This window comes from Rhodococcus sp. JG-3 (assembly GCF_000482405.1).
Classification (GTDB): domain Bacteria; phylum Actinomycetota; class Actinomycetes; order Mycobacteriales; family Mycobacteriaceae; genus Rhodococcoides; species Rhodococcoides fascians.
In genome coordinates this window covers 2,559,369-2,583,524 of the sequence record NZ_KI519398.1, presented here as the reverse complement: position 1 = coordinate 2,583,524, position 24,156 = coordinate 2,559,369, and the positions used below count along the sequence as shown (strand labels likewise).

General features: G+C 64.2%; 22 protein-coding genes. 9 read left to right on the top strand and 13 right to left on the bottom strand.

Annotation, left to right across the window (positions count from 1 at the left end; genetic code table 11):
* Positions 1 to 25: 25 nt before the first annotated feature.
* On the bottom strand, positions 26 to 1,150 hold the full coding sequence (locus K414_RS0113620; protein ID WP_051365108.1) for an adenosine deaminase: 1,125 nt from the start codon (positions 1,148 to 1,150) through the stop codon (positions 26 to 28).
* A 244-nt stretch (positions 1,151 to 1,394) separates the two neighbouring features.
* Between K414_RS0113620 and K414_RS0113615 the strand changes: the two genes are divergently transcribed.
* Both K414_RS0113615 and K414_RS0113610 read left to right on the top strand, forming a co-directional pair.
* Positions 1,395 to 2,897 carry an APC family permease gene (locus tag K414_RS0113615; RefSeq protein WP_027496428.1) on the top strand — a complete coding sequence of 501 codons (1,503 nt, stop codon included), beginning with the start codon at positions 1,395 to 1,397 and terminating at the stop codon, positions 2,895 to 2,897.
* Between the two features lie 19 nt (positions 2,898 to 2,916).
* Positions 2,917 to 3,771 (top strand): universal stress protein, encoded by an 855-nt coding sequence (locus K414_RS0113610; protein ID WP_027496427.1) that lies wholly within the window; start codon positions 2,917 to 2,919, stop codon positions 3,769 to 3,771.
* A gap of 71 nt (positions 3,772 to 3,842) precedes the next feature.
* Here K414_RS0113610 and K414_RS0113605 read toward each other — a convergent pair whose 3' ends face one another.
* On the bottom strand, positions 3,843 to 5,264 hold the full coding sequence (locus tag K414_RS0113605; RefSeq protein ID WP_027496426.1) for an FAD-dependent oxidoreductase: 1,422 nt from the start codon (positions 5,262 to 5,264) through the stop codon (positions 3,843 to 3,845).
* Positions 5,261 to 6,763 carry a gamma-aminobutyraldehyde dehydrogenase gene (locus tag K414_RS0113600; RefSeq protein ID WP_027496425.1) on the bottom strand — a complete coding sequence of 501 codons (1,503 nt, stop codon included), beginning with the start codon at positions 6,761 to 6,763 and terminating at the stop codon, positions 5,261 to 5,263. Before K414_RS0113600 ends, K414_RS0113605 begins: the two co-directional genes overlap by 4 nt.
* 142 nt (positions 6,764 to 6,905) lie before the next feature.
* On the opposite strand from K414_RS0113600, the gene K414_RS0113595 reads away from it, so the two are divergent.
* Both K414_RS0113595 and K414_RS0113590 read left to right on the top strand, forming a co-directional pair.
* Complete coding sequence (locus tag K414_RS0113595; RefSeq protein ID WP_027496424.1) at positions 6,906 to 7,370, top strand: Lrp/AsnC family transcriptional regulator; 465 nt, start codon at positions 6,906 to 6,908, stop codon at positions 7,368 to 7,370.
* Positions 7,367 to 8,734, top strand: a complete 1,368-nt coding sequence (locus K414_RS0113590; protein WP_027496423.1) for an aspartate aminotransferase family protein — start codon at positions 7,367 to 7,369, stop codon at positions 8,732 to 8,734. Before K414_RS0113595 ends, K414_RS0113590 begins: the two co-directional genes overlap by 4 nt.
* Positions 8,735 to 8,743: 9 nt before the next feature.
* Here the strand turns inward: K414_RS0113590 and K414_RS0113585 are convergent, their stop codons facing one another.
* Positions 8,744 to 10,027, bottom strand: coding sequence for a thymidine phosphorylase (locus K414_RS0113585; RefSeq protein ID WP_027496422.1), 1,284 nt, complete (start codon positions 10,025 to 10,027; stop codon positions 8,744 to 8,746).
* Positions 10,020 to 10,433, bottom strand: coding sequence for a cytidine deaminase (locus tag K414_RS0113580; protein ID WP_027496421.1), 414 nt, complete (start codon positions 10,431 to 10,433; stop codon positions 10,020 to 10,022). Before K414_RS0113580 ends, K414_RS0113585 begins: the two co-directional genes overlap by 8 nt.
* 265 nt (positions 10,434 to 10,698) lie before the next feature.
* Between K414_RS0113580 and sdhC the strand changes: the two genes are divergently transcribed.
* The 4 genes from sdhC to K414_RS0113560 are packed head-to-tail and all read left to right on the top strand — an operon-like array spanning position 10,699 to position 14,113.
* Positions 10,699 to 11,109 carry a succinate dehydrogenase, cytochrome b556 subunit gene (gene sdhC, locus K414_RS0113575; protein WP_072692119.1) on the top strand — a complete coding sequence of 137 codons (411 nt, stop codon included), beginning with the start codon at positions 10,699 to 10,701 and terminating at the stop codon, positions 11,107 to 11,109.
* The gene (locus K414_RS0113570; protein WP_027496419.1) at positions 11,109 to 11,561 is read left to right on the top strand and encodes a succinate dehydrogenase hydrophobic membrane anchor subunit; all 453 of its coding nucleotides are present in this window, start codon (positions 11,109 to 11,111) and stop codon (positions 11,559 to 11,561) included. Before sdhC ends, K414_RS0113570 begins: the two co-directional genes overlap by 1 nt.
* A gap of 16 nt (positions 11,562 to 11,577) precedes the next feature.
* Positions 11,578 to 13,329: a succinate dehydrogenase flavoprotein subunit gene (sdhA, locus tag K414_RS0113565; RefSeq protein ID WP_027496418.1), complete on the top strand. Its 1,752-nt coding sequence runs from the start codon at positions 11,578 to 11,580 to the stop codon at positions 13,327 to 13,329.
* A 1-nt stretch (position 13,330) separates the two neighbouring features.
* The gene (locus K414_RS0113560; RefSeq protein WP_027496417.1) at positions 13,331 to 14,113 is read left to right on the top strand and encodes a succinate dehydrogenase iron-sulfur subunit; all 783 of its coding nucleotides are present in this window, start codon (positions 13,331 to 13,333) and stop codon (positions 14,111 to 14,113) included.
* Positions 14,114 to 14,174: 61 nt separating this feature from the next.
* Here the strand turns inward: K414_RS0113560 and K414_RS0113555 are convergent, their stop codons facing one another.
* The 4 genes from K414_RS0113555 to K414_RS0113540 form a co-directional block, all read right to left on the bottom strand.
* Positions 14,175 to 15,380, bottom strand: coding sequence for an acyl-CoA dehydrogenase family protein (locus tag K414_RS0113555; RefSeq protein ID WP_051365107.1), 1,206 nt, complete (start codon positions 15,378 to 15,380; stop codon positions 14,175 to 14,177).
* An 85-nt stretch (positions 15,381 to 15,465) separates the two neighbouring features.
* Positions 15,466 to 16,278 carry an ATP-binding cassette domain-containing protein gene (locus K414_RS0113550; RefSeq protein WP_027496415.1) on the bottom strand — a complete coding sequence of 271 codons (813 nt, stop codon included), beginning with the start codon at positions 16,276 to 16,278 and terminating at the stop codon, positions 15,466 to 15,468.
* Positions 16,279 to 16,280: 2 nt separating this feature from the next.
* Positions 16,281 to 17,339, bottom strand: coding sequence for an ABC transporter permease (locus K414_RS0113545; RefSeq protein ID WP_027496414.1), 1,059 nt, complete (start codon positions 17,337 to 17,339; stop codon positions 16,281 to 16,283).
* A 27-nt stretch (positions 17,340 to 17,366) separates the two neighbouring features.
* A complete protein-coding gene (locus K414_RS0113540) occupies positions 17,367 to 18,317 on the bottom strand; it encodes a substrate-binding domain-containing protein (RefSeq protein ID WP_032367238.1) in 951 nt (316 codons plus the stop codon).
* Positions 18,318 to 18,577: 260 nt separating this feature from the next.
* Between K414_RS0113540 and K414_RS0113535 the strand changes: the two genes are divergently transcribed.
* Positions 18,578 to 19,894 carry a D-alanyl-D-alanine carboxypeptidase family protein gene (locus K414_RS0113535; RefSeq protein ID WP_027496412.1) on the top strand — a complete coding sequence of 439 codons (1,317 nt, stop codon included), beginning with the start codon at positions 18,578 to 18,580 and terminating at the stop codon, positions 19,892 to 19,894.
* Between the two features lie 43 nt (positions 19,895 to 19,937).
* On the opposite strand, the gene yhjD is transcribed toward K414_RS0113535, so the two are convergent.
* The 4 genes from yhjD to yidC form a co-directional block, all read right to left on the bottom strand.
* Positions 19,938 to 20,957 (bottom strand): inner membrane protein YhjD, encoded by a 1,020-nt coding sequence (gene yhjD / locus K414_RS0113530; protein ID WP_027496411.1) that lies wholly within the window; start codon positions 20,955 to 20,957, stop codon positions 19,938 to 19,940.
* Between the two features lie 86 nt (positions 20,958 to 21,043).
* A complete protein-coding gene (gene trpS, locus K414_RS0113525; protein WP_027496410.1) occupies positions 21,044 to 22,084 on the bottom strand; it encodes a tryptophan--tRNA ligase in 1,041 nt (346 codons plus the stop codon).
* A gap of 266 nt (positions 22,085 to 22,350) precedes the next feature.
* Positions 22,351 to 23,157, bottom strand: coding sequence for an exodeoxyribonuclease III (locus K414_RS0113520; RefSeq protein ID WP_027496409.1), 807 nt, complete (start codon positions 23,155 to 23,157; stop codon positions 22,351 to 22,353).
* A 52-nt stretch (positions 23,158 to 23,209) separates the two neighbouring features.
* Entirely contained in the window at positions 23,210 to 24,112 is a 903-nt protein-coding gene (gene yidC / locus K414_RS0113515; RefSeq protein WP_027496408.1) for a membrane protein insertase YidC, read from the bottom strand.
* Positions 24,113 to 24,156: the final 44 nt, after the last annotated feature.

The window sequence follows — 24,156 nt, the reverse complement described above, 5'->3', positions numbered from 1 at the left end:
TCTCGCCCGGCCGCGCGCTCGCTCGTCAGCCGATCAGCACCGCGTAGCCGGGCTTGATGACGTCGTCGATCAACGCCAATCGCTCGTCGAACGGCAGGAATGCGGACTTCATCGCATTGATGGTGAATCGCTCGAGGTCACTCCACCCGTAGCCGAACGTATCCACCAGTTTGACCATCTCTCGGCTCATCGAGGTGTCGCTCATCAATCGGTTGTCGGTGTTCACGGTGACGCGAAACCGCAGTCGTGCGAGCAGATCGAAGGGGTGCGTCGCCAACGATTCGACGGCACCGGTCTGCACGTTGGAACTGGGGCACAACTCCAACGGCATCCTGGTGTCGCGGACGTACGCGGCCAACAGACCGAGTGACGGCGTGCCGTCGGAGTTCGTGGTGATGTCGTCGGTGATTCGCACTCCGTGTCCGAGCCGGTCGGTCCCGCAGAACGCCACTGCTTCCTGGATGGACGGCAGACCGAACGCTTCGCCTGCGTGAATGGTGAAGTGCGCGTTGCTGGCTCGCATGTATTCGAAGGCGTCGAGATGGCGGCTGGGAGGGAAGCCCGCCTCGGCCCCGGCGATGTCGAAGCCCACCACTCCGCGGTCACGGAAACGCACCGTCAGTTCCGCGATTTCTCGTGAACGTGCGGCGTGCCGCATGGCCGTCAGCAGGGTGCCTATGGTGATGTTCTTGCCCCGCACCTTGGCTGCGGAGATGCCCGCCTCGAAACCGGCGAGGGTGTGGGTGACGACCTCGTCGAGGCTCAGCCCGCGTTCGAGGTGCTGTTCCGGCGCGAAGCGCACCTCGGCGTACACGACGCCGTCGTCGGCCAGATCCTCGGCGCATTCGCGCGCCACCCTGAACAACCCCTCGGGGGTTTGCATCACGGCCACGGTGTGCGCGAAGGTCTCGAGGTAGCGCTCGAGCGATCCACTGTCCGCTGCGTCGCGGAACCACTCCCCCAGAGCGGCACCGTCGGTCGCGGGTAACCCGTCGTATCCGCATTCGTCGGCCAGTTCGAGCACGGTCTGCGGTCGGAGTCCGCCGTCGAGGTGGTCGTGGAGCAACGCCTTCGGAGCCGACCTGATGGACGCGAGATCGAGTGGCGCACTGCCACCGATCGAGGACTGAGTGTTCTCCGCGGTGCTCATGTGTCGACGGTAGCGCGCGTCGTGCGCGGACGCGCGCCTGTCATCGCCACTCGGCGAGTCCGCGGATTCCCCCGACGTCCGCCGCTTCCGCGACCTATTTCGTTGCATTGTTACTCCGATGAAAACTATTCCGTCGATACACAGCGAATCGGCGACGGAAATCGTAGTGTTCATCCATCACACGCGACCGATTCTGTCGGGTCCCCTTCCGACGCCTCGGTCGACTCGAACCTCGGAGAGACCTATGTCGATTGCGGAACCGCCCAGCACCATTCCGGGCAAGGGACTCAACACCGGCGCGCTCGGGTTGGTCGGCAACATCGTCATCGGACTGTCGGCGGTGGCCCCGGCCTACAGTCTCGCCGCCACCCTCGGCTACGTCGTTCTGGCCGTCGGCGACAAAGCACCGTCGATGTTTCTCATCGCCTTCGTTCCGATGCTGCTCACCGCCTTCGCCTACCGCGAGCTCGGGCGCGACACACCGGACTGCGGTACGTCGTTCACCTGGGGCACCAAGGCCTTCGGGCCCTGGGTCGGTTGGATGGCCGGGTGGGGGCTGGCCGTCTCGGCGATCATCGTGCTGGCCAATGTTGCCGAGATCGCAGCCATCTACCTGTTCGAGTTCCTCGGCCTGTCGGACTTGGCGGAGTCCACCGCGGCCAAGGTCGCCCTCGGTTCGTTCTTCATCGTCGCGATGACCTACGTGAGTTTTCGCGGCATCCTCATCAGCGAACGCATGCAGAACGTGTTGCTGGTCGTCCAGTTCGGCGTACTCATCGGAGTGTCGGTGACGGCACTGGTCAAGGTGGGGACGGGTACGGCCGGTCCGCAGGCCATCACGCCGCAATGGAGCTGGTTGGTGCCCACCGGGGTGACGATGTCCGACGCGGCCCAGGCCATCATCCTGTGCATCTTCATCTACTGGGGATGGGATGCCTGCCTTGCCGTCGGCGAGGAAACGAAGGACTCGGAGAAGACGCCGGGACGAGCCGCAGTGATCACCACGCTGATTCTCGTCGCGACCTACGTGCTCGTCGGATACGCCGTGCAGTCGTTCGCGGGGTTCGGAGACACGGGTATCGGTCTGAACAATCCGGACAACGTCGACGATGTGCTCACCATTCTCGGCGATCCGGTCGCCGGCTCGATCGTCGCGTCGCTGCTGCTGTTGACGGTGTCCATCTCGGCGCTGTCCTCTACACAGACGACCATCCTGCCCACGGCCCGCGGAACACTGTCGATGGCTGTGTACGAGGCAATCCCCAAGCGGTTCGCCAGCGTGCACCCCAAGTACATGACGCCCGGCTTCGGCACGCTCGTGATGGGTGCCGCAGCCCTGATGTTCTACCTGGTGCTCACCTTCGTCAGCGCCAACGCGCTGCAGGATTCGGTGGCATCGCTCGGACTCGCGGTCGCGTTCTACTACGGCATCACGGCATACGCATGCACATGGTACTTCCGTCGGACACTGTTCTCGTCCGCCCGAAACCTGTTCATGCGCGGCATCTTTCCACTTCTCGGCGGGCTGTCCATGACGTGGGCGTTCGTGCAGAGCGCAGTCGACATGATCAAGCCCGACTACGGTTACACCGTCTACGGTCCGATCGGCGGAGTGTTCGTCCTCGGTGTCGGCATGCTGGTACTCGGAATCCCACTGATGCTGCTCTGCTTCGTGGGTAACAAGGATTTCTTCCAGGGCAAGACACTCACCGCGTCCACCGAAGTCAAGGTTCCGGACACTTACTAGAAGAGAAGGACCGAAACTCATGAAGATCACCGTCGGCTACCTCGCCACCCCCAGCGGCGACGACGGCGTAGCCCTGGCCACCGCCCTCGCCCGCGCCCTCGACGCGTCCATCGACATCGTGCTGGTCATGGCCGTCGACGAACCTGTCATGGAAGGCAGTGGACCGTATCGAAAGATCCTCGAGGCCAAGGCAAAGGGCTGGGTGGACGACGCGGCCGCCCAGGTCCCGTCGGGTATCGAGGTGACCACGCACGTGATCGGCCACGAGTCGTTCGCCCGCGCCCTGATCGACTTCGCCGTGAACTCCGATGCCGACATGATCGTTGTCGGCGGTGCCAGTGACGGCCTGCTGAACCGACATTCGATCGGCTCGGTCGCCGGTCAGCTTCTGCACGCCTCGGAAGTTCCGTTGGCACTTGCCCCTCGGGGTTACCGGCTCTCCAGCGCACCGATCACCGATCTCACCGTCGCCGTCCCCACCCGGTCATCCGCGCCGAACCCGTTGCCGTTCGCTTTCACTCTCGCCAGCGCTGCGCACGTGCCTCTCCGATTGGTCTCGCTGGTCTCTCTGGAATCGACCGGAACCCCGAGCGACGAGACTTCACTGGACACGCGTCGACGGCAAGTCGCTGCCGCACAGGAGAATCTGGAACTCGCGGCCCGCACGCTCCCCGGCATCGAAGGCCTGGAATCCGTGGTGGCCGACGGGTCGACACTGGACGAGGCCGTGGGCAACCTCGAGTGGAAGCCGGGTGATGTGTTGTTGCTCGGCTCGAGTCGGCTGGCGACTCCCAAGCGGGTGTTCCTGGGCTCGAGTGCCGCCAAGATTCTGCGTGCTGCCCCGGTGCCGGTGGTCGTCGTTCCGCACGAGTGAGCGGCTTCGCCGCATGTGAGTGGAAATGCGTAGCAGAGCCCGAGTTTCCACGCACGTGCGGCGCAGCCGCTCTAACTGTCGAAGCCCAAACCCAACGCGTCCATTCCCTTCAGCCACAATCCCCGCCGTCCCTCGTTGCGGTCTGCGCGAGCGAATTGCGCACGAGTGATGTTGATCCCGATCGACTTGAGGGGCTCGGGTGGAAACGGCAACGGCTTGGTACGCACCATCTTCAGGCGCGTTCGTTCGGTGTCGCGCCCGTCGAGCAGATCCAGTGCCGTTCGGGCCCCGAAGTGCGACGCGCCGACGCCGAGGCCGGTGAACCCGGCCACCGACGCCACTCGCCCGTTCATACCCAGATCCCAGAAGGCACTGAACCGCGAGCACGTGTCGATCGATCCGCCCCACGCGTGGGTCGCACGGATTCCCTCGAGGGTTGGGAACATCTGCAGCAGATGTTCGGCGAGCAACGCGAACTCGTCTGGATGTTGGGTTCGACGTGGGTCGGTGTCGCTACCGTAGAAGTAGTGCGCGTCCCACCCGCCGAACAGGATGCGATCGTCGGCCGTCAACCGGAAATAGTGGAATCGGTTGCCGGAGTCGGCCAATCCTTCGCGGCCGGACCAGCCGATTGCGGCGAGCTGCGCCGGCGTCAGTGGTTCGGTCATGATCACGTAGTCCCACACCGGGACGATCCAGTGACGGAGCTTGCGGCGCAACGATTTCGATGCCGAGGTGGCCAGCAGAACCTTGGCTGCCTCGATGGTGCCGTAGCCCGTCTTCACCCGAATACCGTTGCCGGACTTGTCGATCGACAAGGCCCGAGTGTTCTCGTGGATGCGTACGCCGAGCGACTCCACCGCGTCGGCCAGGCCCCATGCCAATTTGGCAGGATCGATCATCGCGACGTCGGGGTCGAACAGGGCACCGCGCGCCATCGGTGAGGTGATTTTGGCTCTCACTGCAGCGGCGTCGAGGTATTCCATCGGTTGCGACAGTCGTCTCCCCTCGTCGCCGAGCTCACGGAGGTCGTCGACTTGCCAGTCGAAATTGGCGATGTCGAGCTCGCCGGTGCGTTCGATGTCGGCGTCGATTCCGTACTTCTTCGCAGCCGCGCAGATCGCGTCGAGCGTCTCGGTTCCCATCCGCAGCAACTCGGGTAGTTCGTCGGCATACCGGTCGAGTCCGTTGCCCAGTCCGTGCGTCAGGCTGGCCGCGCAGAAGCCGCCGTTGCGTCCGGTGGCGCCCTCGGCAATGCGGTCGCCTTCGAGCAACACGATCGATCTGTCGGGGTTCTCCTCTGCCGCCTGCAGAGCCGCCCACAATCCGGTGAACCCGCCGCCGACGATCACCAGATCCGCAGACGTCGAACCGGAGTGCCGCGGCCTGGGCGTCGGTCGTTCCGGTCGGTCGAGCCAGAAGGGCTGCGGCGCTGCTCCGAGAACTATCGCCACGCCGCGATCGGTGGGGTCGGTCGCCCAGGATGCGCTCATCGTCGTAGCTCCTGATCCTCGGGTCCTGCGCTGGCGAAAACGGTGCGATGCCAGGACTTTCGGGCCACACCGGTGATGTCGGTCATCACGTGTTTGACGGTGAGGTACTCGTCGAGCGAGTAGCTCGACATGTCCTTGCCGAAGCCCGACGCTCCGAAACCGCCGTGCGGCATCTCGCTGATGATCGGGATGTGGTCGTTGATCCACACACAACCGGCCGCGATCTCCCGCGACGCTCGGCCCGCGCGATACACGTCGCGGGTCCACGCCGAGGCCGCCAGTCCGAACGCGGTGTCGTTGGCCCGCCGAATCGCATCGTCGTCGCCGTAGTGCCGCGACACCGTGAGCACCGGTCCGAACACCTCGTCGCGGTAGATCTCGTCCTGCTCACCCACATCGGCGATCAACGTCGGCGGGTAGAAAGCACCCCTACCGTCCGGGACACGGCCTCCGGTGACGATCCTCGCTCCGATATCGCGAGCCCGATCCACCATGGCCGCAACCCGATCCCGATGCGCGATCGAGATCAGCGATCCCATGTCGGTCGCCGGATCCGTCGGATCTCCCATGACGACGCGTTCCATCACCTCGGCAACTCCGGCGACGAAATCGTCGTAGAGCGAGTCCGCGACGATGGCGCGGGTGGCTGCCGTGCAATCCTGTCCGCCGTTGATCAACGAACCGGCGACGGCACCGTGAATCGCAGCCTCGAGGTCGGCATCGTCGAACACCACGAAGGGGGCCTTGCCGCCGAGTTCGAGCTGCACCCGGGTGCCGTGCACGGCTGCCTGCGACATCACCTGCCTCCCGACGGGAGTGGAACCGGTGAAAGTCATCAGATCCAGGCCCGCATGCGAGGACAACGCGACTCCGGCCTCCGCTCCGGTTCCGGTGACCACGTTGAACACCCCGTCGGGCAGGCCGGCCTCCGAGGCGAGACGCGCCAGACGCAGCGTGGTCAGAGGCGTGAGTTCACTGGGCTTGAGCACGATGGAACACCCGGCCGCCAACGCCGGGATCGCCTTCCAGACGGCCATCTGCAGCGGATAGTTCCACGGCGTGATCGATCCGACCACGCCGACCGGGTCGCGTCGGATGGCCGAGGTGTGTTCGCCCGAGTACTCGGCCGCCGCCTTGCCGTCCAGATGTCGGGCAGCTCCGGCGAAGAACTCGATGTTGTCGACGCTGCCCGGAACGTCGAACTCCGTTGCCAGACGCACGCTTTTGCCGGTCTGGGCCACCTCTTCGGTGGCGAATTCGGCGTCGGCCGCCACCGATCGCGCCAAGTCGGCAAGCACCGCGCCGCGCTGGGCCGGAGTTGCGGTGGCCCACTCCGGTAGCGCCGAGCGCGCTCGAACGAAAGCCGCTTCGACGTCCGCTGCCGTGGCGAGACCGAACTCGGACACCACAGTTCCGGTCGCCGGGTTCTCGACGCCGCAGCGGTCGCCGCTGCCGTCCACTGCGCGTCCGTCGATCCAACAACCAGGAATGTTCGCCATGACTGTACGATACCGACCGATCCACGGATTCGCCCGATTTCCGATCCCGCAACAACCGATTCTGTCGTCGACACAGATATTTATTGCGAATTTCATCGCCTATCGCTTGTGTCGGCGGCGGTGTCGGTGACAAGATCGACCGATGCCGGATCAGTCACCCATCGCACTCGACGACGTCTCCAAGGCGATCATCGAACAACTTCAGGAGGACGGGCGACGCTCCTACGCCGCGATCGGCAAAGCCGTCGGGTTGTCGGAAGCTGCCGTGCGGCAACGTGTTCAACGCTTGACGGACTCCGGCGTCATGCAGATCGTCGCCGTCACCGATCCGGTGCAGGTCGGGTTCAAGCGGCAGGCCATGATCGGCATCAAGTGCACCGGAGACAGTCATGCACTGGCCGAGCAACTCTCGGCGATCGACGCGATCGACTACGTGGTCCTCACGGCAGGCTCCTTCGACATCGTTGTCGAAGTGGTGTGCGAGGACGACGAACAACTACTACGGATTCTCAACAAGCAGATCCGCAGCCTCGACGCGGTCACCAGTACCGAAACCCTGGTCTATCTGAAACTCGTCAAGCAGCAATACAATTGGGGAACACGATGACGCGAACCACATCCGAGCTCGACGCCTCCGCGGCAAAGCATCTGTGGGGCCACTTCACCCGTCACGGCGGCGGGGTCACTCCCCCGATCATCACCCGCGGCGAGGGTTCGACCATCTGGGACTCGAACGGCAAGAGCTACATCGACGGACTGTCGGGCCTGTTCGTGGTGCAGGTGGGGCACGGCCGCGAAGAACTGGCCGAGGCCGCAGCGAAGCAGGCCAAGGAATTGGCGTTCTTCCCACTGTGGTCGTACGCCACCGAGCCGGCCATCGAACTCGCCGAACGGCTCGCCGGATACGCCCCTGGGGACCTCAACCGAGTGTTCTTCACCACCGGCGGTGGCGAAGCAGTCGAGAGCGCGTGGAAGCTGGCCAAACAGTATTTCAAGAAGGTCGGCAAACCAGGTAAGCACAAGGTGATCTCGCGTGCCATCGCGTACCACGGCACCCCGCAGGGCGCCCTGGCCATCACCGGTATCCCGGCACTCAAGGAACCATTCGAACCGTTGACCCCGGGCGCATTTCGGGTGCCGAACACCAATATCTATCGGGCTGCGGCCCCCATGGACACCGATCCCAAGGCGTTCGGAATCTGGGCGGCCGACCGCATCGCCGAGGCCATCGAATTCGAGGGCCCCGACTCGGTGGCAGCCGTGTTCCTCGAACCGGTCCAGAATGCGGGTGGCTGCTTCCCTCCTCCACCCGGATACTTCGAGCGGGTCCGCGAGATCTGCGATCGCTACGACGTCCTGTTGGTCTCGGACGAGGTCATCTGCGCGTTCGGGCGCATCGGATCGATGTTCGCCTGCAACGACTTCGGCTACGTACCCGACATCATCACCTGCGCCAAGGGAATGACCTCGGGCTACTCCCCCATCGGCGCGATGATCGCCTCCGACAAGCTCTTCGAGCCGTTCGACGACGGCACGTCGAGCTTCGCCCACGGCTACACCTTCGGCGGGCACCCCGTCTCCGCAGCCGTCGCCATGGCCAATCTCGACATCTTCGAACGCGAGGGGCTCAACGCCCACGTTGCGGACAACGCACCCGCGTTCCGCGCGACGCTCGAAAAACTGCACGATCTGCCCATCGTCGGCGATGTGCGCGGCGAGGGGTACTTCTACGGCATCGAGTTGGTGAAGGACAAGGCCACGAAGGAAACGTTCAGCGACGCCGAAGCAGAACGCATCCTCCGCGGGTTCCTGTCCACCGCCCTGTTCGACGCCGGGCTGTACTGCCGGGCCGACGATCGCGGCGACCCGGTGGTACAGCTGGCTCCGCCACTGATCTGCGGGCAGAAGGAGTTCGACGAGATGGAACAGATTCTGCGCAGCGTGCTGACCGAGGCGGGCAACCTGATCTGACCGACGGCGTTACAGCCCGATCCGGTCGATGACGAGGGGGGTCGGCTGCGCGGCGGTGGTGCCGATCTCCCAACTGGCCTCGAGGGCCTGCTGCGCGTAGTCGAACTTCTCCGGGGTGTCGGTGTACAAAGTGGCCAACCGATCCCCGGCGCGAACCCGATCGCCCGGCTTGGCATGCAGACGCACGCCGGCTGCGCTCTGTACCGGCTCGCCCTGCCGCTCCCGGCCCGCACCGAGCCGCCACGCCGCGAGGCCGACGCCCATCGCGTCCACGCCGGTGACGACGCCGTCCTGCGTCGCAGTGAATTCCTGGCTCTCACGGGCGACGGGCAGCGCGGCGTCGGGGTCGCCGCCCTGCGCCGCGATCATCGTGCGCCACCGGTCCATGGCGGACCCGTCGGCAAGCTTGTCTGCCGGATCGATGCCCTCGATCCCGGCCGCGGCGAGCATGGTGCGTGCCAGCGTGATCGTCAGCTCCACGATGTCCGACGGTCCGCCGCCGGCCAGAACCTCCACCGACTCCTGCACTTCGAGCGCGTTGCCCGCGGTGAGGCCGAGCGGTGTGTCCATCGCCGTCAGCACCGCCAGGGTCCGTACGCCCGCATCCGTTCCGAGTTCGACCATCGCCGTTGCCAGTTCGCGCGCATCGTCGACGTTCTTCATGAACGCGCCCGCCCCGACCTTCACGTCGAGCACCAACGCGCCCGTGCCCTCGGCGATCTTCTTGCTCATGATCGAACTGGCGATCAACGGAATCGACTCGACAGTTCCGGTGACGTCGCGCAGGGCGTAGAGCTTCTTGTCGGCCGGAGCCAGATCTGCGCCTGCCGCGCAGACCACCGCGCCCACGGCCGGGTCGGCAAGAATCCGGTGCATCTCGTCGCCGCTGAGATCAGCTCGCCATCCGGGGATGGACTCGAGCTTGTCCAAAGTGCCCCCGGTATGTCCCAGCCCGCGGCCCGACAGTTGCGGCACCGCCGCTCCGCACGCAGCGACCAAGGGTGCGAGCGGCAGCGTGATCTTGTCTCCGACGCCACCGGTCGAGTGCTTGTCCACGGTAGGGAGCGGCAACGCGGAGAAGTCCATTCGCGTGCCCGACGCGATCATGGCGTTCGTCCACGTACTCAACTCCCGGCGCGACAATCCGCGCAGCAGAATTGCCATCGCCAACGCCGACATCTGTTCCGGCGCGACGCTTCCGCGGGTGAACTCGGCGATCACCCACTCGATCTGCTCGTCGTCGAGAACGCGTCCGTCGCGTTTGGCGCTGATGATCGATACGGCGTCAGGCATGGTTGTTCACGCGTCCTTCGTCGAGGTTGTCGGGGCCGAATGCGTCCGGGAGCAACTCTGCCAGCCGACGCGGCCCGGTGGCGGTATCGACGAGCAGATCCGCGCCGCCGAACTCGTACAGCAACTGCCTGCACCGCCCGCACGGCATGAGGATCTCGCGTCGGGAATCGCAACAGGAAAAGGCAACGAGCCTGCCCCCGCCGGTCGAGTGCAGGTTCGACACCAACCCGCACTCGGCGCACAGGCCCAAACCGTATGAGACATTTTCCACATTGCACCCGGTGACAATGCGATTGTCGTCCACCAGAGCTGCCGCGCCCACCGGAAAATTGGAGTACGGGGCGTATGCGTGCCTCATGGCCCCATGGGCATTGTCGCGCAACGCATTCCAGTCGATTTCGTTCATGGTCACCCATCCAATCACGCTGTCTGAATTGATGCAGAGATCTACCCGAAACCGCCCGAATGAATTGGGAAGGCAAACCTAACACGGGATTTCGGCACCATACGAACCTCGAGTCGAATTAGTTCCGTGTTTCGAATGGGTTTACAGTTTCTATCAAGCGGCTAGTACAACCAGCACTAGGGCCGAATCGCGACAAATCGAGCCAGGTTAAGCCCGGCCACCGGGCTCGACGCGTCCACCAACGACGTTGGAGGCATTGCACTCGATGAGTAGCACGACGGAAGCCGCTCCGGTCAAGGAGCGCAAGCGGTCTCTGTACCGCGGGGACCCGGGAATGTGGTCCTGGGTTCTGCACCGCATCACAGGCGTGTTGACGTTCTTCTTCTTGTTCGTCCACGTTCTCGACACGGCGATGGTTCGGGTCAATCCCGAGACGTACGACGCCATCATCGAAACCTACAAGACCCCGCTCGTCGGACTCATGGAACTCGGCCTCGTCGCGGCAGTGCTGTACCACGCGTTGAACGGCATCCGAGTCATGCTGATCGACTTCTGGGCCAAGGGACCGCAGTACCAGAAGCTGATGCTCTGGGTCATCGCAGTCGTCTGGCTCGTCGTCATGATCCCGGGCGCGGGACGAATCTTCTACAACATGTTCACGGCGGGTGGTCACTGATGTCGACGCAGGGTCCCGAGGCGAAGGTCCTCGGCACGAACTACGACCGTCCGGCCAGCCTGGCCAACCCGCGTTCGCCGCGGCGTCAGAGCAAGGGCAACTTCGAGCTCTACGCGTGGCTGTTCATGCGGTTCTCCGGCCTGGCACTCGTCGTGCTGGTCCTGGGCCACATGTTCATCATGCTGATGCTCGACGACGGCGTGCACCGCATCAACTTCGCCTTCGTCGCCGGCCGTTGGGCCAGCCCGTTCTGGCAGTTCTGGGATCTGACGATGCTGTGGCTGGCACAGCTGCACGGCGGCAACGGCCTGCGCACCATCATCGCGGACTACTCCCGCAAGGACTCGACGCGATTCTGGCTGACGACCTTGCTGGTGCTGTCGATGATCCTCATCATGGGCGTCGGCACCTACGTCATCTTCACCTTCGATCCCAACATCTCGGCGAGCTAAGGACACTGACGCTTACATGCAGGAACATCGTTACGACGTACTGATCGTCGGCGCAGGCGGTGCCGGAATGCGTGCTGCGATCGAAGCCGGACCCCGTGCTCGGACAGCCGTATTGACCAAGCTCTACCCCACCCGCTCCCACACCGGAGCAGCTCAGGGCGGCATGTGTGCCGCCCTGGCCAACGTGGAGGAAGACAACTGGGAGTGGCACACGTTCGACACCGTCAAGGGCGGCGACTACCTCGCCGACCAGGACGCGGTGGAGATCATGGCCAAGGAGGCCATCGACGCCGTCCTCGACCTCGAGAAGATGGGTCTTCCGTTCAACCGGACACCCGAAGGAAAGATCGATCAGCGACGCTTCGGCGGCCACACCCGTGACCACGGCAAGGCACCCGTTCGTCGCGCGTGCTACGCAGCCGACCGCACCGGTCACATGATTCTGCAGACGCTCTACCAGAACTGCGTCAAGCACGACGTCGAGTTCTACAACGAGTTCTACGCGCTCGATCTCTGCCTGACCGAGACGGACGACGGGCCGGTTGCCACCGGCATCATCGCCTACGAACTCGCCACCGGCGAACTGCACATCTTCCACGCCAAGTCGATCATCTTCGCGACCGGCGGCTCGGGACGTATCTACAAGACGACCTCCAACGCGCACACTCTGACCGGCGACGGCATGAGCATCGTGTTCCGCAAGGGACTTCCCTTGGAGGACATGGAGTTCCACCAGTTCCATCCGACCGGCCTCGCAGGCCTGGGCATCCTCATCTCCGAGGCCGTCCGCGGCGAAGGCGGCATTCTGCGCAACGAGTCGGGTGAACGCTTCATGGAGCGGTACGCCCCGACCATCAAGGACCTCGCTCCGCGCGACATCGTGGCGCGGTCGATGGTGCTCGAGGTTCTCGAGGGACGCGGCGGTGGTCCCAACAAGGACTACGTCTACATCGACGTCACCCACATCCCCGAGGAAGTTCTCGACGAGAAGCTCCCCGACATCATGGAGTTCTCGCGCACCTACCTCGGTGTCGACCCCGTCAAGGAGCCGGTGCCGGTCTACCCGACCTGTCACTACGTCATGGGCGGTATCCCCACCAAGATTCGCGGTGAGGTGCTGCGCAACAACGAGGACATCGTCCCCGGCCTGTACGCGGCAGGTGAGTGTGCCTGTGTGTCGGTGCACGGCGCGAACCGTCTGGGAACCAACTCGCTGCTCGACATCAACGTCTTCGGTCGTCGTGCGGGCATCGCCGCGGCCGAGTACGCCAACTCGGTGGACTTCACCCCGCTCCCCGAGGAGCCGGCGAAGATGGTGCAGGACTGGCTCGAGCTGATCCTGTCCGACCACGGTCACGAGCGGGTGGCCGACATCCGTTCCGAGATGCAGCAGTCGATGGACAACAACGCGTCGGTCTTCCGCACGCAGGAACGCCTCGAGACGGCGCTGAAGGATGTGCGCGCCCTCAAGGAGCGCTACAACCACATCACCGTCGCGGACAAGGGCAAGCGCTACAACAGCGACCTGCTCGAGGCCATCGAACTCGGCTTCCTGCTCGAGATGGCCGAGGTGACCGTCGTCGGAGCGCTCAATCGCAAGGAATCACGCGGCGGACACGCTCGCGAGGACTTCCCCGATCGCAACGACGCCGAGTACATGAAGCACACCATGGCCTACAAGGAGGGCGAAGGTTTGCTCACCGAGATCCGCCTGGACTACAAGCCGGTAATCCAGACCCGCTACGAGCCGATGGAGCGGAAGTACTGACATGAGCGCACCCACACTGGACAAGAAGTCCGAACAGAACGATCTGCCTCCCGTGCCCGACGGCGCGGTCATGGTCACGCTCAAGATCGCTCGTTTCAACCCCGAGAGCGGCGACGGCCAGTACTGGGACACCTTCCAGGTCCCCACGCTGCCCACCGACCGCCTGCTGAACCTGCTGCACTACGTCAAGGGCTACCTCGACGGAACTCTGACGTTCCGTCGCTCGTGCGCCCACGGCGTCTGTGGCAGTGACGCGATGCGCATCAACGGCGTCAACCGTCTCGCCTGCAAGGTGCTGATGCGCGACATGCTGCCGAAGGATTCGTCGAAGACCCTCAACATCACCATCGAGCCCATCCGTGGCTTGCCGGTGGAGAAGGATCTCATCGTCAACATGGAGCCCTTCTTCGACGCGTTCCGCGCCGTGAAGCCGTTCCTCATGACGACGGGCAACGAGCCGACCCGCGAGCGCATTCAGTCGGCTGCGGACCGCGCCCGTTTCGACGACACCACCAAGTGCATCCTGTGTGCGTGCTGCACCACCTCGTGCCCGGTGTTCTGGAGCGACGGAAGCTACTTCGGTCCGGCGGCCATCGTCAACGCGCACCGGTTCATCTTCGACAGCCGTGACGAGGGTGCCACCGAGCGTCTGGACATCCTCAACGACGTCGAGGGTGTGTGGCGCTGCCGCACGACGTTCAACTGCACCGACGCGTGCCCTCGTGGCATCCAGGTGACCAAGGCCATCCAGGAAGTCAAGCGCGCGCTGCTGTTCGCTCGCTGATCACCACGCCTACGACGAAAGCGCCCCTTCGCACACGCGAGGGGGCGCTTTCGTCTGTCCGTCACACGAACGCGCTGTAGCCCGTCACGCCTCGCCCGACGATGAGGTTGTTGATCTGCGCAGTGCCTTCGTACGAGTACAGCGCCTCGGCATCGGAGAAGAACCTGATGACGTCGTGCTCGATGAGAATTCCGTTGCCGCCCATGATCTCTCGGGCCCATCCGACCACCTCGCGCAGACGCGTCGTGCAGAACGTCTTCGCGAGCGCCGCATGCTCGTCGTGATGAACTCCGTTGCCCTGCAGTTGTGCGACGCGAACGGCCATCCCCAGAGACGCGGTGATGTTCGCCGTCATCCGCGCGATGAGATCGGCGATGAGCTGGAACGACGCGATCGGAGACCCGAACTGCTCCCGTTCGCGCGCGTAGGCGACGGCTCGCTCGTACGCGCCCATCATGACGCCGACGGCTTGGAACGCCACTCCTCCGCGGGTCAGCCGAAGCACCTTGGCGGTGTCGGCGAACGAGTTGGCATCGGCCAGCTTGTTGGCGACCGGGACGCGGCAGTTCTCGAGATGGACGTCGGCGTTCTCCACTGCGCGAAGCGAGTACTTCCCCTCGATCTTCTCTGCCCGGAACCCCTCGAATTCCTTCTCGACCACGAAACCCTTGACCTCGCCGTCCGCCTCGTCCTTGGCGAAGACGATCGTCAGGTCCGCGAAGGTCGCATTACCGATCCATCGCTTGCTTCCGTTGAGAATCCAATGGTCTCCATCGAGGCGAGCCGTGGTCTCCAACCCGCCGGCGACGTCCGATCCGCCGTGCGGTTCGGAGAGTCCGAACGCGCCGATCGTCTCCATTCGGCGCATGGCGGGCAACCACCGCTCGCGCTGTTCCTCGGACCCCAGAATCGAGATACTGCTCATCGCCAGCGAACTGTGCACGCTGAACATCGTTCCGGTGGACGGATCGACCCGCGCGAACTCCATTTCGAGCCAGCCGGTGAGTAGTTTGCGGGAGGCCTTGCGGTCGTCAAAGGTGTATCCCAGACCCGCGATTTCGAGGTCGGCGATGGCCGGCATCAGGTGTACCGGTGAGACGGCCTTCTCCCAGAACTCGTTGGCTCGCGGCGCAACCTGCTCCTGAAGGAACCGGCGGGTACGCAGGACCACCTCGGTCTCGGCTTCGTCGAGCAAGCCCTGATACCCGTAGAAATCCGACTCGAGGAAATCCGGCGACAGTGGCCCGAGGGGTTCGTGCTTGCTCATGGTCGACTCCTTCGTCCGGTGCCGCCCTCGGGCACCACTACTGCTCTTCTACCCGCCGTGCCCGTGTCTCACCCATCGCAGGTCGTCAGCGGCCGAGTTCGTGGGTGAGGGTCGCGAGCTCTTGGCCCCCAGCCATTTCGGTCGTCAACTCGTCGAGCGAGATGTCGTCGTAAGTGCAGTCCAATTTCTGGCGGCCGCGGTCGAGCAGGACGAAATGATCGCCCACCAGGTACGCGTGGTGAGGATTGTGGGTGATGAACACGACGCCCAGTCCCTGTTCCTTGGCGGCGGAGATGTAGCGCAGCACCATCCCGGATTGTTTGACTCCCAGCGCCGCGGTCGGCTCGTCGAGAATCAGCACACGGGCTCCGAAGAAGATCGCGCGCGCGATTGCCACGCATTGCCGCTGACCGCCGGACAACGCCCCGATGGGGGCATCGACGTCGGGCAGATCGATGCCCATCTTGCGCAGCTCTTCGATGGTCGTCGCGCGCATGGCGTTCGTGTCCAGAGTCTTGAAGAATCTGCCTTTCGTGAGCTCCTGGCCGAGAAAGAAGTTGCGCCACACCGGCATCAACGCGACCACGGCAAGATCCTGGTAGACCGTCGCGATACCCAGGTCGAGAGCATCCCTCGGCGAGTCGAACGTCCTCGCTGTGCCGTCGACGAACAGTTGCCCCTCGGACTGCTTGTGCAGGCCCGCCATGATCTTGATCAGCGTCGACTTGCCTGCACCGTTGTCACCGAGAACTCCGGTGACCTCACCGGCACCGACGCGTAGGTCGATTCCGTGCAGCGCAACGATGTTGCCGTAGTTCTTACCGACGTTCTTCAGTTCGATGAGCAGCACCGACGCGCCCGACGGCGACTCGACGGGCTGGTCCGAGGAGGTAGTCATGCTCACCTTTTCGCCGCGTAGTTACGGAAGGAGTTGTTGGCGATCACGGCGAAGAGGAGCATCGCGCCGAGAAAGAACTTGAACCAGTCGGGATTCCACCCGGCATACACGATGCCCTGGTTGGTCATTCCGAAGATGAACGCACCGATGAACGCTCCGACGGCGGTGCCGTAACCACCCGTGAGCAGACATCCTCCGATGACTGCCGCGATGATGTAGAGAAATTCGTTGCCGACGCCTTGGCCGGACTGCACGGTGTCGAACGCGAACAGTAGGTGCATCCCGACGAACCATGCGCAGAACCCCACGAACACGAACAGGCCGATCTTGACCTTGGTGACCGGAACACCGACGGCCCTGGCCGATTCCTGATCGCCCCCGACGGCGAAGATCCAGTTACCGATACGAGTTCTCATCAGCACCCACGTGGCCACGAGCGTGAACACGAGCCACCACACGACGGTGATGCGGATGGAGACCCCGAACAGCGAGAACGACGAAGAGAAGACGGCCTTCGCCGAATCGAAGCCCTGCATGTCCGAGATCGACGGGGTCGCAACCTGTCCGGTGACGAGTTTGGTGACGGCCAGATTGATGCCGGTGAGCATCAGGAACGACGCCAGCGTGATCAGGAACGACGGAATTCTCGTCTTCGTCACCAGATACCCGTTGACGAAGCCGACCGCCGATGCGAGGCCCAGTGCCAGTACGGCACCGGTCCACACGTTGAGGTGCAGGTTGTAAGCGAGCATCGATGCCATGATCGAGGAGAACGTGACCGCGACCCCGGTGGACAGGTCGAACTCGCCGCCGATCATCAGCAGCGCGACACCGATCGCCATGATTCCGATCGTCGACGACGCGTACAGCACGGTGGCCAGTGCTTCGGGAGACCGAAACGGCGGCGCGACGATGCAGAAGAAGACGAAGATGGCGATCGCACCGAACAGGGCACCCATCTCTGGGCGAATCAGCAAGCGCTGCAACGGTTTCTGTTTCTTCACCCGCTCGTCCAGGATCACGGCGTGCGTTCCCGAAGCCGGGTCGGCCTGTGTTGGCATGATGTTCCTTCCGCGTCCGGACGACGCTCAGCGAGTTCCGTTGCGGGCGTACTCGGCGATGGCCTCGATGTTGGTCGAATCGACGAAGGCCGGGCCGGTGAGCACCGGGGTGCCGCCGCCGATGGTGTTGCCGTTGTTGAGGTAGAGCCACAGGGAGTCGATGGCGAGATAACCCTGCAGATAGGGCTGCTGGTCGATGGCCCAGGCGACGTCACCTGACTCGATCGCGTCGACGAGGGCCGCGTTGGTGTCGAACGTGACGACGGTGGCGTCGCTACCGGCATTGGTCTTCGATTGCACCGCGGTCAGTGCGATCGGGGCTGCGAGCGCTACCACGTGATCGATGCTGGGGTCCTGCTGGAGCTTCGCGGTGATCGTCGCCTCGACCGACGGCATGTCCTTGCTGTTGACGTTCAGAATTTCGGTGCTGCCCCCGGTGAAGCCCTGTCGAACTCCTGCGCAGCGCGCCTCGAGCGCTACTGCACCCTGCTCCTGGATAATGCACAAGGTCTTTCGCGCACCGTCTTCGGTGAGCCGCGCCCCGGCAGCCCTACCCGCGATGGTTTCGTCCTGACCGAAGTACTGCTGCACCCCCATTGCGCTCCATGCGTCGTAGCCGGAATTGAAGGCGACGACCGGGATGCCCGCTGCGGTTGCCGCCTCGACAGCCGGAGCCATGGCCTCGGGCTTGGCCAGTGTCAGAGCGATGCCGTCGACCTTCGAGTCGATCGCGCTCTGAACGAGATTGGCTTGATTGGGTGCCTCCGGATCGGCCGAGTAGCGGAGCTCGATGTTGTCCTTGGCTGCTGCGGCCTCGGCTCCCTTTCGGATGAGATCCCAGAACGTGTCGCCCGGTACCTCGTGCGTGATCATCGCTACCGTCGCCGCAGGCGTGTTCGCCACTCCCGCATTGCTGCCGTTGTCGGTGGATCGTGGAGCCCCACCGGTGCTCGAACAGGCCGTCAGCGTCAGCACCATCACCAACCCGAGCGCGACGCCCGCCCCACCGGCGCGGCGTCGAACCGGGCGGAGCGAGCCGGTACGGGCCGCCTGTCGAAATATCATCCGGGTTCCTCTCGGGCGACCGAGCTGTCGGTAGCACAGCTCGGCGGATCACTGTCTGTACAACGTAATGCCGATCACAGACGATGGACGTAGTTTGGCAGGGCCGTCGAACCGGCCCGCTCCCCGGTGGGTCGCGGCCTCGGTGACCTCTGTAGCGCCTATGGTAATTCGCGATGAAAAGGACCCGAAAGTTCGTAGCCGTGTGGGCGACAGCTCTCGCTCTCGCCGGCGTCGGCGGCGGCCCTGCATCGGCGCAGCCGGCAGTCGAGCCACCCGTCGTATCGACGACGCCACCGTTCACGACGCCGAACACCGACGCGTGCCCGTTCGCGGCCTCGCCGCCCCCGGCGATCGATTCCTCGGAAGTTCCGGCTCCGGGTAGCACTGCGCCACAACCGGTTCCGATCCCGGCGGACCCGGTGGGCGGATCCCGACTGGCCGAGTGCGGCGCGATCGTGCCGGACGGCGCGCCCCCACTGCCCGCGGACATCTCGGCGACCGGGTTCGTGGTGGCAGACCTCGATTCCGGATCGGTCGTGGCCGCCAAGGATCCACACGGTCGGCACCGACCGGCGAGCACGATCAAGATTCTGCTCGCCCTCGTCGCTCTGGACGAGCTGGACCTCGGCAAACAGATCACCGCAACGGCCGAGGATGCCGACGCGGAAGGCAGCGCCGTCGGCATCGGGAAGAACGGTGTCTACACCAATCTGCAACTGTTGCAGGGCCTGGTCATGGCGTCGGGAAACGATGCCGCGCATGCCTTGTCGGCTCAGCTGGGAGGTGACACCGCGACCGTCGAGAAGATGAATGCCAAGGCAGCAGAGTTGGGCGCGCTCGACACACGGACCGCGACTCCCTCCGGCCTGGACGGGCCCGGCATGGCCAGCTCGGCCTACGACCTGGCACTGTTCTACCGGGAGGCCATGCGCAATTCGACCTTCGCGCAACTGATTTCGACCGAGAACGTGCAATTTCCCGGCTATCCGAAGGATCCCACGATCCCCGACGACCAGGACCGCCCCGGTTTTACGCTGTCCAACGACAACCAGCTGCTCTACAACTATCCGGGCGCTCTCGGCGGCAAGACCGGCTACACCGACGATGCCCGGCAGACCTTCGTGGCGGGTGCCGAACGCAACGGTCGCCGTCTGGTCGTGACGCTCATGAAGGGTGACGTGCTACCGATCCGGCCGTGGGAACAGGCGGCTCGGCTGCTCGACTACGGGTTCGCCCTGGATACGAGCAGCAGCGTCGGCGATCTGGTCGAACCGGATTCCACGTCGCCGGTGACGAGTACACGTGCGACCGGCGCCGTGCCGACCCTTGCTCGACCCCCTGCGTCGGCGTCGAGTGCCGAATCGGGTACCCGACAATCCGATCTGCAGGCGCAGGGCGACACGGTCGTGCGCATCGCAATCGGGGTCATCGGTGCACTGGTCGTGGCCGGTTTGCTGTGGGGCGCACGCACACTGTCTCGCCGCCCCTGAACTCCCCCGCCGCCTCTCACATTCGCAAGTAGGTTGCCTCGGATCAGCGTCGCCGATTGCGAAGTCCAGCGATACCCAGAGCGGCCAGAGCGCCCGCGCCCACCAAGGCCAGACCACCCTTGACACCCGGGCCGTCGCTCACCTCGACCCGGGTGTTGATCACCGCGGGGTCCGGTGCCGGAACATGGGCGTCTGCAAGGCTCTCCCGAGTGGTGGCTGCGAACGCAGTCGAGAACAGCACCAACCGCGACGTCGTGAACACGAACACCAACAGACCGATGATGGGACCGAACACGACTCCGGCGGGCCCGCTCGTGACGGACGCGAGGTAGATCGCGCCGAGTTGCTTGAAGATCTCGAAACCGACTGCGGCCAACAGTGCACCTTTGGCCGCACTGCGCCACGACACCGGTTCGCGGGGCAGGCGTGAGATCACCCAGGTGAACAGCGCCCAGGTTCCGGCAAGCGCGAGCAGTATCGAGAAGACCCGCAGCGCCACTCCGACGCCGGGAACGGAATCGAGGTTCAACCATTCGAGAATGCCACGCATGACGCCGCCCCCGGCCAACGCGGACAGCCCGAGAGATAGCACCAGTGCTGCTCCCAGGCCGAGCAGAGCCGCGAGGTCCTTGGCCTTGGTCGCAAGGAATCCGCCCGACTCGTGCTGGCTTTCCCACATCGCGGTCAGGGCTTCACGCAGATTGGCCACCCAACCGAGCCCCGCGTACAGCGCGCCGAGCAGACCGATGACACCGACACCGGTACGGGACTCGATCGCGGTATCGATCAGCGAGCTGATCGTCTCACCGAAGCTACCGGGGACGTTCTCGGCGATCTGCGACTGAATCTCGGCAAGCCATTCGGGCTGATTCACCAGTACGAACCCGGCAACGGCGAATGCAACCATCAGCAGCGGAAACAACGCCAGCACACTGAAATACGTCATCCCCGCGGCGTAGTAATCGCCCTTCTGCCCCTGATACCGCTGGGCGGCAACAACAGTGTGATCCAGCCACGGCCACCGAGCACGCCGATCGTCGAGCATGGCCTTGAAATCGGGCATGGCACTCACCTTTTCGCTGTCGTCGGCGGCTGTTCGGGCCGTGTCCTCGAAATGTCGTGTAGCGCGAATATCGTGTACTGACAGGGCTATGCGCCGGGAGGAAGGAACCCCACCCTGTCGTACACCTGAGCCAGCGTTTTGCTTGCGACCTCCCTGGCTCGATCCGCACCGACAGCGAGGAGGCGATCCAATTCGGCTACGTCGGACATGAATCCGTCCATTCGTTCGCGCAGCGGAACCACGAACTCGGTCAGCACGTCGGCAGTGTCGGACTTGAGATCGCCGTAGCCCTTGCCTGCGTAACCGGCGACCAGATCATCGATGCTCTTCCCGGACAGAGCGGACTGAATCACCAGAAGATTGCTGACGCCTGCCTTGTTCTCCGGATCGAAGACGATATCGCGTTCGTTGTCCGTCACTGCCGAACGAATCTTCTTCGCGGACACCTTCGGATCGTCCAGGATGTTGACGATGCCCGCCGGATTCGACGACGACTTGCTCATCTTCGCCGTCGGATCCTGCAGGTCGAAGATCTTGGCCGTGCCCTTGATGATGTGTGCATCGGGAACCACGAAGGTCTTCTTGAACCGCGAGTTGAACCTCTGCGCCAGATCGCGAGTCAACTCCAGATGCTGACGCTGATCCTCGCCCACCGGAACGAGATTCGGCCGGTACAGCAGGATGTCCGCGGCCTGCAGAATGGGATAGGTGAACAACCCGACGCTGGTGTGATCGCGACCCTGCTTGGCGGACTTGTCCTTGAACTGCGTCATCCGGCCGGCTTCGCCGAACCCGGTGATGCAGTTGAGAACCCACGCCAACTGCGCATGCTCGGGAACCTGGCTCTGCACGAACAACGTCGACTTCTCGGGATCGATACCCACCGCCAACAGTTGCGCGGCCGCTATCCGGGTGCGTCGACGCAATTCCTTCGGGTCCTGCGGAACCGTGATCGCATGGAGATCGGGAACGAAGTAGAACGCATCGAACTCCTCCTGCAACTCCACCCAGTTCCGCACCGCACCCAGGTAGTTACCGAGATGGAACGAATCCGCCGTCGGTTGGATGCCCGAGAGCACCCGACGACGCGGACCCTGCGACGTGTCGATCGAGTCAGGAGAAGACATGCTGCAATCTTTTCACGCCGTCCCCGACCCGTACCCGTTGCCTTGCCACACCAGTCACTCCGCAGGCTCCGCTCCTAGCAACCCGGTCACTCCGCAGGCTCCGCTCCTACCACCCCGGTCACTCCGCAGGCTCCGCTCCTACCACCCCGGTCACTCCGCAGGCTCCGCTCCTACCACCCCGGTCACTCCGCAGGCTCCGCTCCTACCACCCCGGTCACTCCGCAGGCTCCGCTCCTACCACCCCGGTCACTCCGCAGGCTCCGCTCCTAGCGGTAGCGCACCGTCACCGGCGCGTGATCGGACCACCGCTGGTCGTACGCCTCCGCTCTTTCGGTGACAGCTTCTTTCGCACGCTCGGCCAGATCACTGGTGGCGAGTTGGTAGTCGATGCGCCACCCGGCGTCGTTGTCGAACGCCTTGCCGCGGTAGGACCACCAGCTGTACGGCCCCTCGACGCCGGGGTGCAGCTCACGCACCACGTCGGTCCACGGTGACTTCTCGGCGAGCAATCGCGATACCCACTCACGTTCTTCGGGCAGGAATCCCGACTTCTTGCGGTTGGTCTTCCACGACTTCAGATCCGCTTCGGTATGGGCGATGTTCCAGTCGCCGCAGACCACGACGTCGCGCTCGGCAGACGTCGTTGCCTTGGCGGTCTTGGCGAGATACTTCGCGAACGCCGCCATGAAGCGTTCCTTCTCGTCCTGTCGGTCGGTCCCCACCTCGCCCGACGGCAGGTACAGGCTCGCCACGGTGACGTCACCGTAGTCTCCTTCGATGTAGCGACCCGCGTCGGCGAATTCAGCGACGCCGATGCCGGTTCTGATCGCCTCCGGCGCGGCCCTCGACAGCAGGGCCACACCGTTGCGTCCCTTCGCCGACGGTTCCGCCGACGCCAGATGCCATCCCGCATCGAGGGCCGGGGCCAGTGCTGTGGTCAGCTCGCCGTCGTTGGCGCGCGTCTCCTGAAGACAGATGACGTCGGCATCGGTGGCCTCGAGCCACGGAAGCATGCCCTTGCGAACAGCGGCGCGGATCCCGTTGACGTTGACAGTGGAAATAGTGATCGGCACGCCGACGACCGTAGCGGAGGCCACCGACAACCGGCAGGTGGCCTCCGCAGGCTCACCTTCTCTTCGGTTTGGCTCCTGGCTTCGGAGCCGTCACCACCGATGCCACCTTCGGCACCGCGACCGGCTCCCGGTCGATCCGTCGGTAGACGATGTGCTGCTGGGCGTAGGTCCAGATGTTGTTGCTCACCCAATAGAGCAGCACCGCAACGGGCAGCACCGGGCCACCGATCAGCACCCCGGCCGGGAAGACCCACAGCGCGAGTTTGTTCATGATCGCGGTCTGCGGGTTCGCCGCGGCGGCCGCATCCTGACGCGCGATCGATGCCCGGGAGTTCAGGTGGGTAGCCACCGCGGCAACGATCATCAACGGCACTGCGACGACCGCGATGCTCCACACCGACGGCACCCCACCGAACGGACCGAACGCTTCGAGAACATCTCGAGAGCTACTGACGGCAGCGGAGATCGGTGCGCCGAACAGCCGCGCGTCGAGAAACGACTGCACATCGCCCGCACCGAACACGTAGTTGGCTGTACTCGCATTCTCCTGCGCCGACATACCGAGATGCCCGAACCCGGTTCCCGTCCGGTTGAACGAGCGCAACACGTGCAGCAGACCGATGAACACCGGTGCTTGCGCGAACAGCGGGAGGCAACCCATCAGTGGGTTCACCCCGTGTTCCTTTTGCACTGTGCGGATTTCCGTGGCCTGTCGAGCCCGGTCACCGGAGTACTTCTTCCGTACCTCCTCGAGCCTGGGTTGGAGTTTCTTCATAGCGAGCTGTGAACGAATCTGACCGACGAACGGCTTGATCAACAGCGTTCGTAGCGTGAAGACCAAAAATACGACGGCCAAGGCCCAGGCGACGCCGTTGTCGGGGCCGAGCACGAAACCGAATACCCGGTGCCAGAACCACAGCACCGCGGAGACGGGGTAATAGACGAAATCGAGCATGATGGAGTGCCTCACTGAGAGAGAAATCGGTCGGATGACGTCTC